General features: G+C 62.2%; 12 protein-coding genes. 5 read left to right on the plus strand and 7 right to left on the minus strand.

Translation table 11 applies throughout. The features are described from left to right. Nucleotides 1-44 precede the first annotated feature (44 nt). Genes znuB through G7016_RS02475 form a run of 3 tightly spaced genes read right to left on the minus strand, consistent with a single transcriptional unit; the run spans nt 45 to nt 2,078 of the window. Nucleotides 45-830, minus strand: a complete 786-nt coding sequence (gene znuB, locus G7016_RS02465) for a zinc ABC transporter permease subunit ZnuB (RefSeq protein WP_181111241.1) — start codon at nt 828-830, stop codon at nt 45-47. After that, on the minus strand, nt 823-1,596 hold the full coding sequence (znuC, locus tag G7016_RS02470; RefSeq protein ID WP_181111242.1) for a zinc ABC transporter ATP-binding protein ZnuC: 774 nt from the start codon (nt 1,594-1,596) through the stop codon (nt 823-825). The genes znuB and znuC overlap by 8 nt, the downstream gene beginning before the upstream one ends. Next, nucleotides 1,596-2,078 (minus strand): Fur family transcriptional regulator, encoded by a 483-nt coding sequence (locus G7016_RS02475; RefSeq protein WP_181111243.1) that lies wholly within the window; start codon nt 2,076-2,078, stop codon nt 1,596-1,598. Before G7016_RS02475 ends, znuC begins: the two co-directional genes overlap by 1 nt. Before the next feature lie 65 nt (nt 2,079-2,143). On the opposite strand from G7016_RS02475, the gene G7016_RS02480 reads away from it, so the two are divergent. Beyond that, complete coding sequence (locus G7016_RS02480; RefSeq protein ID WP_375139669.1) at nt 2,144-3,064, plus strand: zinc ABC transporter substrate-binding protein; 921 nt, start codon at nt 2,144-2,146, stop codon at nt 3,062-3,064. 1 nt (nt 3,065) lies between these two features. On the opposite strand, the gene G7016_RS02485 is transcribed toward G7016_RS02480, so the two are convergent. Continuing rightward, entirely contained in the window at nt 3,066-4,016 is a 951-nt protein-coding gene (locus G7016_RS02485; protein WP_181111245.1) for a homoserine kinase, read from the minus strand. A gap of 65 nt (nt 4,017-4,081) precedes the next feature. Beyond that, entirely contained in the window at nt 4,082-4,369 is a 288-nt protein-coding gene (locus G7016_RS02490; protein ID WP_181111246.1) for a DUF2782 domain-containing protein, read from the minus strand. A 74-nt stretch (nt 4,370-4,443) separates the two neighbouring features. On the opposite strand from G7016_RS02490, the gene polA reads away from it, so the two are divergent. Further along, nucleotides 4,444-7,206 (plus strand): DNA polymerase I, encoded by a 2,763-nt coding sequence (polA, locus tag G7016_RS02495; RefSeq protein ID WP_181111247.1) that lies wholly within the window; start codon nt 4,444-4,446, stop codon nt 7,204-7,206. Between the two features lie 233 nt (nt 7,207-7,439). On the opposite strand, the gene yihA is transcribed toward polA, so the two are convergent. Continuing rightward, on the minus strand, nt 7,440-8,078 hold the full coding sequence (yihA, locus tag G7016_RS02500; RefSeq protein ID WP_181111248.1) for a ribosome biogenesis GTP-binding protein YihA/YsxC: 639 nt from the start codon (nt 8,076-8,078) through the stop codon (nt 7,440-7,442). Between the two features lie 174 nt (nt 8,079-8,252). Here yihA and G7016_RS02505 point away from each other — a divergent pair, with 174 nt between their 5' ends. The 3 genes from G7016_RS02505 (at nt 8,253) to G7016_RS02515 (ending at nt 11,935) form a co-directional block, all read left to right on the plus strand. Further along, a complete protein-coding gene (locus tag G7016_RS02505) occupies nt 8,253-8,894 on the plus strand; it encodes a thiol:disulfide interchange protein DsbA/DsbL (RefSeq protein WP_181111249.1) in 642 nt (213 codons plus the stop codon). A 90-nt stretch (nt 8,895-8,984) separates the two neighbouring features. Further along, nucleotides 8,985-11,081 (plus strand): GGDEF domain-containing protein, encoded by a 2,097-nt coding sequence (locus G7016_RS02510; protein ID WP_181111250.1) that lies wholly within the window; start codon nt 8,985-8,987, stop codon nt 11,079-11,081. A gap of 59 nt (nt 11,082-11,140) precedes the next feature. Continuing rightward, the gene (locus tag G7016_RS02515) at nt 11,141-11,935 is read left to right on the plus strand and encodes an N-acetylmuramoyl-L-alanine amidase (RefSeq protein ID WP_181111251.1); all 795 of its coding nucleotides are present in this window, start codon (nt 11,141-11,143) and stop codon (nt 11,933-11,935) included. On the opposite strand, the gene G7016_RS02520 is transcribed toward G7016_RS02515, so the two are convergent. After that, nucleotides 11,928-13,700, minus strand: a complete 1,773-nt coding sequence (locus tag G7016_RS02520) for an ATP-binding protein (RefSeq protein WP_219856190.1) — start codon at nt 13,698-13,700, stop codon at nt 11,928-11,930. The genes G7016_RS02515 and G7016_RS02520 overlap by 8 nt on opposite strands. Nucleotides 13,701-13,702: the final 2 nt, after the last annotated feature.

A 13,702-nucleotide genomic window follows, 5' to 3' on the forward strand; every position in this document is an offset into this window, starting at 1 on the left:
CACGCCGGACGGCCGTGCGAAAAAGCCCCCTTTGTACGAGCGTCTCAGGCACGGCGCGGCAGCGCGTAACTAAGCAGGAACAAGGCAGCCGCGCACACCACGATCGAGGGCCCGGCGGGCGTGTCCTTGAACCACGAGGCTGCCAGCCCGCCACACACGGCCACCACACCCAGCAGGCTCGCGCCGAGCGCCATTTGCTCCGGTGAGCGGGCATGCCGCTGGGCAGCCGCCGCCGGGATGATCAGCAGCGATGTTATCAACAACACGCCCACGATCTTCATGGCCACGGCGATCACGATTGCAATGAGCAGCATAAGCCCCATACGCAACGGCGCCACCGGGAGGCCCTCCACCCGGGCCAGCTCTTCGTGAACCGTGATCGCGATAAGCGGGCGCCAGAGCACGAACAGCAGCACCAGTACCAAGGCGCTGCCGCCCAGTATCCAGCCAAGGTCGGTGGCGTTCATGGCCAACAGATCCCCGAACAGGTACCCCATGAGGTCGATGCGTACGTCGCGCATGAAGCTGAGCGCCACCAGCCCCAGCGAGAGCGTGCTGGGCGCCAGTATGCCCAGCAGCGTGTCGGACGCCAGGGGCTGCCGCTGTTGCAAGGTTACCAGCACGACCGCCAGCAGTAGGCAACCTGCTGTGACCGCCAGCGTCGGGCTCACTTGCAAGGCCAGGCCCAGCGCCACGCCCAGCAACGCGGCGTGGGACAGGGTGTCGCCGAAATAAGCCATTCGCCGCCATACCACAAAAGAACCCAGCGGGCCGGCCACTACCGCCAGTGCCAGGCCGGCGGCGAGCGCGTAAATCAGGAAGTCATCCATGCTTGCACTGCTCCCCGTGCTGGTGAGCGTGCCCTTCCACCACTTCGCCGTGCAGGGTGTGGGCATGGTCGTGATGGTGGTGATAGATGGCCAGGCCAGGCGCGTGTTCGCCGAACAGCTCGATGAAGGCCGGGTCGCCGCTGACCTGTTCCGGGTGGCCAGAGCAGCACACGTGGTGGTTCAGGCACACCACCTGGTCGGTGGTGCTCATCACCAGGTGAAGATCATGGGACACCATCAGCACGCCGCAGCCGTGGCGGTCGCGCAGGCGGGTGATCAGCCGGTAAAGCTCGGCCTGCCCGGCGACATCTACCCCTTGCACCGGCTCGTCGAGCACCAGCAGTTCTGGTTCGCGCAACAAGGCGCGCGCCAGCAATACCCGCTGCATCTCGCCTCCCGAAATGGTTTGTACCGGCTTGTCGATCACCTGCGCAGCGCCTACTTCATCCAATGCGGCCTGGGCCTTCGCTCGATTGACGCCCGGAAGCAACCGCAGGAAGCGGACTACCGTCAGTGGCAGGGTTTGCTCGACCTGAAGCTTTTGCGGCATGTAGCCGATGCGCAGCCGCGGCCTGCGCCACACCGAACCGCTGGTGGGCTGCAACAGCCCGAGTACTGCCCGCACCAGCGTTGTCTTGCCAGCGCCATTGGGGCCGATCAGGGTCACGATTTCTCCCGGGCGCACTTGCAGGTCGATGCGCTCCAGGGTGGATTGGCCGGCAAAGGTGACCGACACCTGGTCCAGGCGGATAAGCGCGTCTTTCATCAGGCCGCCTTGCAGTTCGCGCAGAGGCCCACCACCTCGACCGTCTGCGCCTCGACCGCGAAGCCGATACCAGCAGCGCCGTGGTTGATGGCCTCGCTGATAGGAGCGTCTTCGAGTTCCACCGCCACATGGCACACCCGGCAGATCAGGAACTGCCCCTGATGCGCATGTTCAGGGTGGGCGCATCCCATGAAGGCATTGAGCGAGGCGATGCGGTGAACCAGGCCGTTATCAAGCAGGAAATCCAGCGCGCGATACACGGTGGGCGGGGCGGCGCGACGGCCGTCCTGCTCACTCAATACGCCCAGAATATCGTAGGCCCCCAGGGGCTTGTGGCTTTGCCATACCAGTTCCAGCACGCGACGACGCAGGGCAGTGAGGCGCAGCCCTTTCTGTGCGCACAGTGTGTCGGCTTCCGTGAGAGCGGAATGCACGCAGTGGGAGTGATCGTGGGGGCGGTTGGCCAGGGGCGTGATAAACATGAGCGGGACGCATCTGTATGGAGACGTTATTATGTTACCCCTTTCTGCATCTGAAGGTGTCTACCGTGTCTCGGCTTTTTTCATGGGTTGCAGGCTGCATGCTCGGCTTGAGCATCAGCCCCTTCGCTTGCGCGAACCTGAACGTGCTGACCAGTATCAAGCCGCTGCAGCTGCTTGCCGCCGCGGTGCAGGATGGCGCGGGCACACCTGACGTGCTGTTGCCTCCGGGTGCTTCGCCTCATAACTACGCATTGCGACCTTCTGAAGTTCGCAAGCTGGCCGGCGCCGACCTGGTGTACTGGATCGGCCCGGACCTCGAAGGGTTCCTGCAACGCCCATTGTCACAGCGCACACTGCCCAGCGTGGCGGTGCAGACCTTGCCTGGCTTGCACCTGCGCCACTTCAGCGAAGACAGCCATTCCCATGAAGAGGACGCCGACGAACACGATCACGATCATCGGCCGGGCTCGCTGGACGCGCATCTGTGGCTCGATACCGTCAACGCCCGGGTGATTGCCGAAAAAATGGCCTCGGATTTTGCCCAGGCGGACCCGGCCAACGCGCAGCGGTACCAGCAAAACGTCGCCGCTTTTTCGCAACGCCTGGATCAGTTGGACGCCCGTATCCGTCAGCGCCTGGCCGGTGTAGCGGATAAACCCTACTTCGTGTTTCACGAGGGCTTCGATTATTTCGAGCAAGCCTACGGGCTGAAGCACGCCGGCGTGTTCACCGTGGCGGCAGAGGTGCAACCTGGCGCGGCACACGTGGCCGCCATGCGCGCCAGGCTCACCGAGGCAGGAAAGAGTTGTGTGTTCAGCGAGCCCCCGGCGCGCCCGCGGCTGGCTGAAACCTTGACCGCCGGCTTGCCCGTGCGCCTGGCCGAACTGGACGCGCTGGGTGGTTTCGAGGAAGCGAGCCCGCAAGGCTATGAACTGTTGCTGCAGCGCCTTGCGGATAACCTCGCTGGCTGCCTCGAGCAGCTTTGAGTCAGAGCGCGAACGGCAGCGCCAGCGTGACGTGCTGGCGCTGCGCAAGGCGCTGTTCAAACTCTGCGGGGTCGTGGATCAACACGTCGCGGCCGGCGAATGACTGCGCCGCGATCAGCCTCGACAGCCAGAAGCGCACACAGGCGATGCGCAACATGACCGGCCAGAGCTGCACTTCGGCGGGCGTAAAGCGGCGCAGTCGCGCGTAGCCCGCAAGCAGGGCATTAGCCAGCGTGGGTTGCAACTGCCCGTCAGGGCCGGAGCACCAGTCGTTCAGCGTGATAGCCACGTCGTACAACATGGGGCCGGCGCTGGCGTTGTAAAAGTCGATCACCCCGGTGAGGTGGGTGCCCTCGAACATGGCGTTGTCGCGGAACAGGTCGCCATGCAGGTTGGCCGTGGGCAGCGCGAGGATGGCTTCTCGGTGCTGGGTAATCTCCTTCAAGGCATTGCCCAGCAGCGTGGCAGGTTCGGGCGCCATGCCTTGCACCAATCGCTCGCCTTCCTTGAGCATCCAGGTCATGCCGCGGTCGGTGCGCCGGTGGAGGATTCTGTCGCGGGTGGCCAGGTGCAGCCGCGCCAGAAAGGCCCCTACTTCCGCACAGTGCTGGGCATTGGGCTTGGCGATGTGTTTGCCTGCCAGCCGGGGTTGCAGCAGGGCTGGCTTGTCGGCGAGTTGCCGCAAGGCGATACCGTCGCGCGCGGGAATTGCGAAGGGCACCGGCAACTGGGCCTGATGCAGCACTTCCAGCAGCTCGACAAAAAATGGCAAATCCTGCGTAGGCCCACGCTCCACCAGGGTAAGTACGAACTCGCCCTTTTCCGCGCTTACGAAGAAATTGCTGTTTTCAGTGCCAGCGGCAATGCCCTGGAAATCCCGCAGCCGGCCCAGGTCGTAGGCTTCAAGGAAGGTTTCGAGTTGCGGGCGCGACAGCGGTGTAAACACGGACATGTGGATTCAGGGCCTGAAGAGCCACCGGTAGCCGGCGGCTGAGGGTTAAATGAACGCGGGCGAGTTTACCACTTGAAGATTTCCCATTGGGGAATGAGCATGTCGGGCTGGTCGGAGCGGATGAAGTTAGGGCTGGTGCCGTCGGCGCGCACAAGGAAATACGGCTTGCCGTGTTTGGGCGTGACCTTCACGGCATACAGGAAGCCGTTCTGCCGATACTCCTGGATGGTCTTGTCGCCGTCCTGGCGAATGGTAACGTCCGGGTCCGCCGAGGGCGCGTCGTCAGCGGCCATTGCGGCCATCGGCGCGGCAAGCAGCAGGCCGGTGAGCATCAAGCGTTTCAGCGTGCACATGATAACCTTGTCCTTTTGTGGTCCATTGAACCGGTATTCTAGCGCCGGCAACGTCCTAAAGGTTGATTCTGCTCATGACCCAAGCGCCTCTCGTTCTGGTAGACGGCTCGTCCTACCTGTACCGCGCCTTCCATGCCCTGCCCCCGTTGACCACGTCCAAAGGTTTGCCTACCGGCGCGGTAAAAGGCGTGTTGAACATGCTTCGCAGCCTGCGCAAGCAATACCCCGACAGCCCCTTTGCGGTGGTTTTCGATGCCAAGGGTGGGACCTTCCGGGACGAGCTGTTCGCCGAGTACAAGGCCAATCGCCCAAGCATGCCCGACGACCTGCGGGTACAGGTGGAGCCATTGCACGCCTCGGTGAAGGCCAGCGGTTATCCGCTGCTGTGCGTCGATGGGGTAGAAGCCGATGATGTGATTGGCACCCTCGCCCGAATAAGCGCCGCCCAAGGCCGGCCGGTGGTGATCTCCACAGGCGACAAGGACATGGCGCAACTGGTGGACGAGCACATCACGCTTGTGAACACCATGACCGGCACGGTGCTCGACATCCCGGGTGTGCGCGAGAAGTTCGGCGTGGGCCCCGAGCACATTATCGACTTCCTGGCGCTGATGGGCGACAAGGTCGACAACATTCCTGGCGTACCGGGCGTGGGCGAAAAAACAGCCCAGGGCTTGTTGCTGGGTATCGGCGGCGGCCTGGCCGAGCTGTACGAGAACCTGGACAAGGTGCCAACGCTGGCGATTCGCGGGGCCAAATCGCTGCCCGCCAAGCTGGAAGAACACCGGCAGATGGCATTCCTCTCCTACGAGCTCGCCACGATCAAGACAGACGTCATGCTGGACGTTTCCGTTGATGAGCTGATGTGCGGCGAGCCGGACCGGGAAATGCTCGCGGCGCTGTATTCGGAGCTGGAGTTCAAGAGCTGGCTCGAAGAGCTCAAGCGCGACGCGCACGCCACCAGCGCACCATTGCAGTTGGCCGACGCGCCTCCGGCCGTAGAGCCTACGTACGAAATCGTGCTCGACGAAGTGCAGTTCGAGCTGTGGCTGGAAAAGCTGCGCAACGCCGAGCTGTTTTCGTTCGATACCGAAACCACCGGGCTGGATGCGCAAGTGGCGGAACTGGTGGGGTTGTCCTTCGCGGTCCAGCCGCACGAAGCCTGTTATATACCGCTGACGCACTCTTACATGGGCGTGCCACGCCAGCTCGATCGCGACACTGTGCTGATGGCGCTCAAGCCGCTGCTGGAAGACCCGAACAAGCTGAAAGTGGCCCAGCACGCCAAATACGACATCAACATCCTCGCGAACTGTGCGATTGGCGGCGATCTGGACGAAGGCATCACCGTTCGCGGTGTGGCCTTCGATACCATGCTTGAATCATACGTGCTGGATTCCACCGCCACGCGCCATGACATGGACAGCCTGGCGGCCAAATACCTGAACCACCAGACCATCCTGTTCACCGATGTTGCCGGCAAGGGCGCCAAGCAGGTCACATTCGACCAGGTGCCGCTGGAGCAGGCCGGGCCGTACGCTGCCGAGGATGCGGACGTTACGCTGCGGCTGCATCAAACCCTCGCGCCTCGCCTGGCGGCTGTGCCTAGCGTGGAAAGCGTATTGCGCAATATCGAAATGCCGTTGGTCCCCGTGCTGGCCCGGATGGAGCGCACCGGTGCCTTGGTGGACGCAAGCCTGCTGGCCATACAAAGCGCAGAGCTGGGCGAAAAGCTGGTGGCGCTGGAACATGAGGCCTACGCCATCGCTGGTGAGGAATTCAACCTCGGCTCTCCCAAGCAGTTGGGCGTGATCCTTTACGAAAAACTAGGCATGCCGGTTATCAGTAAAACCGCCAAGGGGCAGGCCTCCACAGCCGAAGCCGTATTGGCCGAGCTGGCCGAGCAGGATTACCCGCTGCCGCGCGTACTGATGCAGTACCGAACACTGAGCAAGCTCAAAAGCACCTATACCGACAAGCTGCCTGAACAGATCAACCCTCGCACCGGGCGGATTCATACCTCGTATCAGCAAGCGGTGGCAGCGACCGGGCGGCTTTCATCGAGCGACCCGAACCTGCAGAACATACCCATCCGCACCGCCGAGGGCAGGCGCATCCGCCAGGCGTTCATCCCTGCGCCAGGATACAAACTGCTGGCTGCGGACTACTCCCAGATCGAGCTGCGGATCATGGCTCACCTGGCCCGCGATGAAGGCTTGCTCCATGCCTTCCAGAACGACCTGGACGTACACAAGGCGACCGCCGCCGAAGTATTTGGCGTGGAGCTGGACGCGGTCACCAACGACCAGCGCCGTAGTGCCAAGGCGATCAACTTTGGCTTGATCTACGGGATGAGTGCCTTTGGGCTGGCCAAGCAGATCGGCGTGGACCGCAAGCAATCCCAGGATTACATCGACCGTTATTTCACCCGCTACCCCGGGGTGCTGGCCTATATGGAACGCACCCGCGCCCAGGCAGCAGAAAAAGGCTATGTGGAAACACTGTTCGGTCGGCGGCTGTATGTGCCGGACATCAACGCGAAAAATCCTGCCCTGCGCCGCGGTGCCGAGCGCGCCGCCATCAACGCACCGCTGCAGGGAACTGCGGCAGATATTGTAAAGCGCGCCATGGTGGCCGTAGACAACTGGCTGGCAGAGTCCGGGCTGGACGCCCGGATGATCCTTCAGGTGCACGACGAACTGGTACTGGAGGTGCGTGAAGACCTCGTACCGCTGGTGCGTGAGCAGATCCAGCCCCACATGGCCGGCGCGGCTGCGCTGGATGTGCCATTGCTGGTGGAAGTAGGCGCGGGCAATAACTGGGACGAGGCGCACTAACGCCAGCTGAGCAGATTATGAAACCTTGCCGTTATTGCGATTTATTAGCATCGGCAAGGAACTAAACCTGTGAATTATTGCTCTGACGCTGTGAATGGCTGTGAAGCCCTTCATGCTCCTATGTTGTGTTAAGTGTTGGCAGATATCCGGCCCGTGCGAGCGGCCCGGAACTTGAACCCCGAACTTCTCCCTCCCCATATGAAGTTTGGGGTTTTTTTTGCCTTTTTTTCGGGCTACGCCTCTGCCGCTTCCTCTGGCATCAGATCCAGCCAGCCGGCCAGTACTTCATACGCCTCGTCGGTACCGCTGCGCTTCGGCGCGGAGAACAATTGCGCGGTGACGCCGGTGCCCCAGCCCTTGCGGATCTCGGTTTGCACCTTGAGCAGCGTATTCTTGGCGGCGCCGTAGGTGAGCTTGTCTGCCTTGGTCAGCAGAATATGCATCGGCATGCCGCTGGCGACCGACCAATCGAGCATCATTTTGTCGAAGTCGGTCATGGGGTGGCGCACGTCCATCAGCAGAATGATGCCCTTGAGGCTCTCCCGGCTGCCCAGATAGGCTTCCAGGTGTTTCTGCCAGTGCTGCTTGAGCGGGATCGGCACCTTGGCATAGCCATAACCGGGAAGGTCAACCAGGCGACGGTAGTCATCGAGCTGGAAGAAGTTCAGCAGCTGGGTGCGCCCCGGCGTTTTCGACGTTCGCGCCAGGCTGGCATGGGTCAGGGTGTTGAGCGCACTGGATTTGCCAGCATTCGAGCGCCCGGCAAAGGCGACTTCAAAGCCTTGGTCTTCGGGGCACTGATCGACCTTGGCGGCACTGAGCATGAAGGAAGCTTGCTGGCAGAGGCCAAGCACTGGGTTTTTGAACGACATTGGAATCCTGAGGGCGCAAGCGCCATGGCACATTGCGCGGCAGTATATCGCCTGAGCTGCCCTGCTGTCGTTGCCGCGCGGCAGGCCCTCGTAACAACTACGAATGCATTGTTACTTGCCATGCCAGCCGCAGCAATGTATTGAAGGCCATCCCTAAACGCCCAGGAGTTAAGCATGCGTAATCTGTTCATCGGCGCGGTAATGGCGCTGGCCAGCCTGTTCGGCGTCGCCGCCCACGCAGATGACATCCAGGCCGGCAAGCAGTACACCGTGCTTGAGAGCCCGGTACCTGTAGCCCAGCCAGGCAAGATCGAGGTCGTGGAACTGTTCTGGTATGGCTGCCCCCACTGCTATGCCTTCGAGCCCACCATCAACCCATGGATCGAAAAAATGCCTGCCGATGTGCACTTCATCCGCATACCGGCCATGTTCGGCGGTATCTGGGATGTGCACGGCCAGATGTTCGTTACCCTCGAAGCCATGGGCGTAGAGCACAAGGTTCACACTGCGGTGTTCGATGCCATCCACAAAGAACACAAGATGTTCAAGACACCCGAGGAGATGGCGGACTTCGTAGCCACTCAGGGCGTGGATAAGGCCAAGTTCCTTGAAACCTACAATTCCTTCGCCGTGAAGGGCATGGTAGCCAAGTACAAGAAGCTGGCGGTGGATTACGGCGTGACGGGCGTGCCGACCATGATTGTGAACGGCAAATACCGTTTCGATCTCGGTTCGTCGGGCGGGCCTGAAGAAACCCTGAAAGTGGCCGATACGCTGATCGAGAAAGAGCGTGCGGCCAAGGGCGCCGGCCAATAACCCCCCCGTAATGCCTCTCTCGCACCCCTGCCTGGCAGGGGTGCGCCTATGCTCCGCTCCGTTCCTCCTGCGCGCCGGCCTCGTTTTCCCATGACAGATGAAGCCCAGCGCTGGAAAGAAAAGTACCTTCAAAGCATCGAAGCCCAGGAAAAGCTCGAGCGTCGCTGGAATGCCCGGCTCGACCTGCTTCGCCAGGGGCTGGTGCGCAGCACGCTGGCCGCAGAGGGCTCGGACAAGGCGGTAGACGAGTGCATGAAGGAAATGCGTGAGGTTGTACGCGGCGACAACATGGATGCCGGCCTCGCTAACCTTATTCCTCGCCTTGAGAAAGCCGTGCTCGACTCCGAGCAGCGGCGTGAAACCCGGCTCGAGCAAATCAGCACGGCTGTCAGCGCGCTGGTAGCGCAGCTACAAACCCTTCCGTTACCGCGTGACGCCGCCAAACCCCTCAAAAAGTTCGCCGGTAGCCTGGATAAACGCCTGTCGCAGGGGCGTGAGCTTCCTATTTTGCTGAGTGAGCTGAGCGCGCTTCAAGGCAATGCCCTGTCTATGCTGGACCCTTCGTTGTCCGCAACCAGGCCTGGTCTGCTGGAGCGTCTGTTCGGCCATCGTGAGGCGGACCCTGCCCCTCAGGCTCCCTCATCGGTTGCGGAGCTGTCGCCCTCAGTTGAGACCGAGCCGGTACCTGTGCTCGCTTCGCCACTGCTCAGCGGGCCGCTGCCGTGCCCGGCCAACGATGAGCCGGAGCTGGAAGACCAACCCCGGCTTCTGATTATCGAGGCGCCACGGGAACTGCCAGCCTCGGGCCACGACGAAGTCAGCGCTGCGCAGCCGATACCTGACCGGACGTTTGCTGACAGTGAGCCTGATTGTGTGGCACACGAATCAGACGCAGCGCCCCAGGTGCAGGCTGGCATGGAGGAGCAACCGCTCACGTTGGAGGCTTTTGTCACGGACAAGCCGGCTGCCGACATCGAAGACCTTGCCTTGTCCCACTCCGCCCAGGCGCCGCACCTGGCCCCTATCAGCGTGCTGGACATCCTGCCCCTTCCCCGGGAAATGGCCGAAGCCTTTGCAAATGCCCCAGACACCGAGCCCACCGAAGCCCAAGGCTTTGCGCTCGCGGTGAGCCACGAGCCTACCTACAGCTCGGTGGCCACTCACATCGAGGGTACCTTGCTGAAAATGCTCGATGACCTGGTGTTGCCGCAGAAATTGCAGGACAAAGGCGAATCCATGCGCGAGCGGCTCGAGCATGGCCTGAACTGGTACGAGCTGCTGCCATTGCTGGACGATCTGGCGGTGATGATGCTGGCAATCAGCGATAACGGGCAGCAGGAACTGCAACGTTACCTGGAACAGATCAATGAACGCCTCGCCTGGTTTCACGGCCAGCTTCAGGAAGCGAGCCAAGGCCATGCTGAAAGCCAGGATGAAGCACGGCAGCTGGACACTGACTTGCGTGAGCAGGTGGGCGGGCTGCATGAAAGCGTGGCCGAAGTGGGTGATGCCGATGGCTTGAAGCGCTTGCTGGAGTCTCGATTGGACGGCTTGCTGGGTTCGGTGGACGAGCATCGGCGGCGCCGGGAGGCACGCGAGGAGGAAGTGGCCGAGCGTATGCGGGGGCTTTCCGAGCGGGTAGCGAGCATGGAGCGCGAAGCGGAAGCCTACCGCGATGGGCTGGAAGAGCAACGGCAGAAGGCCCTGCTGGACCCGCTGACCGGGCTGCCCAACCGGGCAGGCCTCAATGAACGGCTGGAGCAGTTGGTGGCCCAGCGCGAGGCGCACGACACCCCCGCCCAGGTAGCGATCATGGACCTGGACCATTTCAAGTCGATCAATGACGGTTATGGGCACCTGGCCGGAGACAGGGTGCTGAAGATCGTTGCTGACCAACTGCGCCGACAGTTGCGCGAAGGCGATTACCTGGCCCGCTTTGGCGGTGAGGAATTCGTGGCGCTGTTCCCTGACTCCGCGCCTGAGGCGGCCCATGAGGTGCTGGAGAAGATGCGTCAGGTGATCGAGGCCTGCCCTTTCCACTTCAAGGGCATGCGCATCGTGGTCACCGTGTCGATCGGTACTGCGGCGCTGCGCGCGCGCGAACAGGCTGAAGCTGCGCTCAAGCGCGCGGATCAGGCCTTGTACCACGCCAAGGATACCGGCCGAAACCGCATAGAGAACAGCTGACCCTGCATCGGCGCTGCAGGCATGTAAACTAACGGTTTTCTGCGGATGCCTTGTAAACCATGAACCTGCAAAACGTGGCCTGGTTGGCCTTGGTAGCGCTATTGGCGGGGTGCGCCAACACGCTGCGCGTGGATACCAGCCACCCCTCCGCCAATTACGACAGCCGCGTTCAGTTCGTGGTGATGCACTACACGGCAGCACCGCTGGACCGCTCGCTTGCGCTGCTCACTCACGGTGAAGTCAGTGCCCACTACCTGATTGGCGATGGCCCCGCCACGGTTTACCGCCTGGCGGATGAGCGTTATCGCACCTGGCACGCCGGGGAAAGCGAGTGGGACGGCCGCACCTGGCTCAACTCCAGTTCGATCGGTATTGAAATCGTGAACCCGGGCTATCGCGATACGCCCCAGGGGCGCGAATGGTATCCGTACAGTGAGGCGCAGGTGCAAGCGCTCCTGGCCTTGCTCAAGGACATTCGCACCCGCTATCGCATCGACCCGGCGTACTTTGTGGGGCATAGCGATATCGCCCCTTTGCGCAAGCTCGATCCGGGGCCGCTGTTCCCCTGGCAGCGCCTCGCACAGGAAGGCTTTGGGTTGTGGCCGGACGCCGGCGCGGTGAGCCGTGCGCAACAGCAGTTCGCTCAGGCGCTGCCAGGCATTGCCTGGTATCAGGAGCAACTGGCGAAGGTGGGTTATGCCGTGGTGCGCAGCGGCGAGCTGGATGTGACCACCCGCCACGTGCTCGCCGCGTTTCAGATGCACTATCGCCCAGGGCGTTACGATGGGCTGCCCGACGCCGAAACCGCCGCTTTGCTCCAGGTATTGGCAGGCATGCGCGGCCAGCCTAGATAGGCAGGGCCATGTAGAACTGTGTTCCCTGGCCAGGCCGCGAATATACGCCCATGCGCCCGCCGTGCAGCTGCACGATTTCCTTGCACAGCGCCAGCCCCAGCCCCGCTCCGCCTTTCTTGCGCCCTACCTGCACGAAAGGCTCGAAAATCCGACCCTGTTGGCCATAGGCAATGCCTTCGCCGTTGTCTTCGACACTGATGATCACCCGCTCCGCATGGCGTCGGGCTTGCAAACGGATATGCCCGTTGCTCGGGGTATGGCGCAGTGCGTTATCGATCAGGTTGTCCAGCACGCGGTCCAGCTGCGCTTCGTCGGCGTGCAGGCGCGGCAGGTTCTCGTGAGGCTCGATGGTGAGCTCGATACCTTGTCCGGCCGCGGCTTCGCTATAACGGTCGCGGGCCCGGCACAGCAAGTCGTCGACCGAACAGGGGCCTAGCGTGAGCTTTTGCAACCCACTCTGGTAGCGGGAGAAGTTCAGCAGGTCGTTGATCAGCTGCACCAGCCGTTGCATTTCCTCGTTGACGGTTTTAAGGAGGTCCGCTTCCCGGGATTGGGCTTCGAAACGCACGCGTTCCTGCAGCAGCCCGAACGCCATATGCATGCCTGTGACGGGTGTACGCAGTTCATGGGAGGCACGCAACACGAACTCGCTGCGCACGCGTTCGAACGCGCGCTGCTCGGTCACGTCGTGCAACACCATGACCGCGCCGAGGATGTCGCCTTGCACGTGGCTAACAGGTGTGAGGCTATACGCCAGCAACCGCGTCTCGCCATCCACTTCGAAGCTGAGGTCTTCCGGGGCGCGCTCCAGCGTACCGCCGCGCAACACCGTGTGCAGTTGCGCGTCCAGGTCGGGGCGGCCCAGCGCAGCACCCAGGCTAAGCCCCTTGCGGTCGGTGTCCCAGCCGAGCTGGCGCTGGGCAACCGGGTTGAGGTGCTCAAGCAGCCCTTGACGATCGATCATGAGCAAGCCGTCATCAATGCTGTCGAGCACGGCCTGCATGCGCTGCTGGCCCGCGATCAGTTCATTCACATTGGTGGCTTGATGGTTGCGTAACGCTTCGGCCATGGACGCAAAGCGGTCGCTCAGCCGGTTCATCTCGGTCGCGCCGGATTCCGGCAGCGCCACGTCATAGCGGCCATGGCTGATCTCATCCGCGGCATTGGCCAAGGCCTCGATGGGCTCACCGAAGCGCCGCGCAATACGGTGTGCCGTGATAAAGCCAACGCATAGCACGGCGATGCCTACCAGGCCCAGTAGCGCGGATATCCATTGCGCGCGCGTGTGGGACGCATGTTCATTGGCGGTAATACTTTCCAGCGAAGCCTTGTACGCATCGATCAGGTCGTTGCGCACGGCATTGAAGGCGGTACCCAGGGCCTTGTCCGCACGGGCATTCGCGCCCATGCGCATCACCTCGTCGAAGCGCTGCTGGAACACCTGATAGTGCTCACCGATCTGTTCGAAATGCCTCAGTTGATCGGGCGTACCGGTGGCCTTTGCCTGCTCCAGCGTTTGGGTGAACTGCCGCTCGGCTTGCTCGAACGCCTCAGGGTCTGGCGAGTCCGCCCATACGATGGATAACTGATCGCCCAGCAATTGGCGCAGGCGCAGGCCGCTTTCCAGGGTATGGAAACTGCCCTGCAACAGCGATTGCTGGCTGGATGCCATTTGCATCACGCTTACCAGGCCCAGCACCAGCCCTACCAGCGCTACCGTAATGAGCGCTGAGATACTGAGGAAAAGCCGGGTCCGCAACTTCATCC

Source organism: Pseudomonas japonica, from assembly GCF_013522925.1.
Taxonomy (GTDB): Bacteria; Pseudomonadota; Gammaproteobacteria; order Pseudomonadales; family Pseudomonadaceae; genus Aquipseudomonas; species Aquipseudomonas japonica_A.

Excerpts from the sequence above, each read along its gene's own strand:
- G7016_RS02475 (WP_181111243.1), bottom strand. The coding sequence starts at position 2,078 with ATGTTTATCACGCCCCTGGCCAACCGCCCCCACGATCACTCCCACTGC.
- G7016_RS02510 (WP_181111250.1), top strand. The coding sequence starts at position 8,985 with ATGACAGATGAAGCCCAGCGCTGGAAAGAAAAGTACCTTCAAAGCATC.
- yihA (WP_181111248.1), bottom strand. The coding sequence starts at position 8,078 with ATGTCGTTCAAAAACCCAGTGCTTGGCCTCTGCCAGCAAGCTTCCTTC.
- G7016_RS02520 (WP_219856190.1), bottom strand. The coding sequence starts at position 13,700 with ATGAAGTTGCGGACCCGGCTTTTCCTCAGTATCTCAGCGCTCATTACG.
- znuB (WP_181111241.1), bottom strand. The coding sequence starts at position 830 with ATGGATGACTTCCTGATTTACGCGCTCGCCGCCGGCCTGGCACTGGCG.
- polA (WP_181111247.1), top strand. The coding sequence starts at position 4,444 with ATGACCCAAGCGCCTCTCGTTCTGGTAGACGGCTCGTCCTACCTGTAC.
- G7016_RS02490 (WP_181111246.1), bottom strand. The coding sequence starts at position 4,369 with ATGTGCACGCTGAAACGCTTGATGCTCACCGGCCTGCTGCTTGCCGCG.
- G7016_RS02505 (WP_181111249.1), top strand. The coding sequence starts at position 8,253 with ATGCGTAATCTGTTCATCGGCGCGGTAATGGCGCTGGCCAGCCTGTTC.
- G7016_RS02515 (WP_181111251.1), top strand. The coding sequence starts at position 11,141 with ATGAACCTGCAAAACGTGGCCTGGTTGGCCTTGGTAGCGCTATTGGCG.
- G7016_RS02485 (WP_181111245.1), bottom strand. The coding sequence starts at position 4,016 with ATGTCCGTGTTTACACCGCTGTCGCGCCCGCAACTCGAAACCTTCCTT.
- znuC (WP_181111242.1), bottom strand. The coding sequence starts at position 1,596 with ATGAAAGACGCGCTTATCCGCCTGGACCAGGTGTCGGTCACCTTTGCC.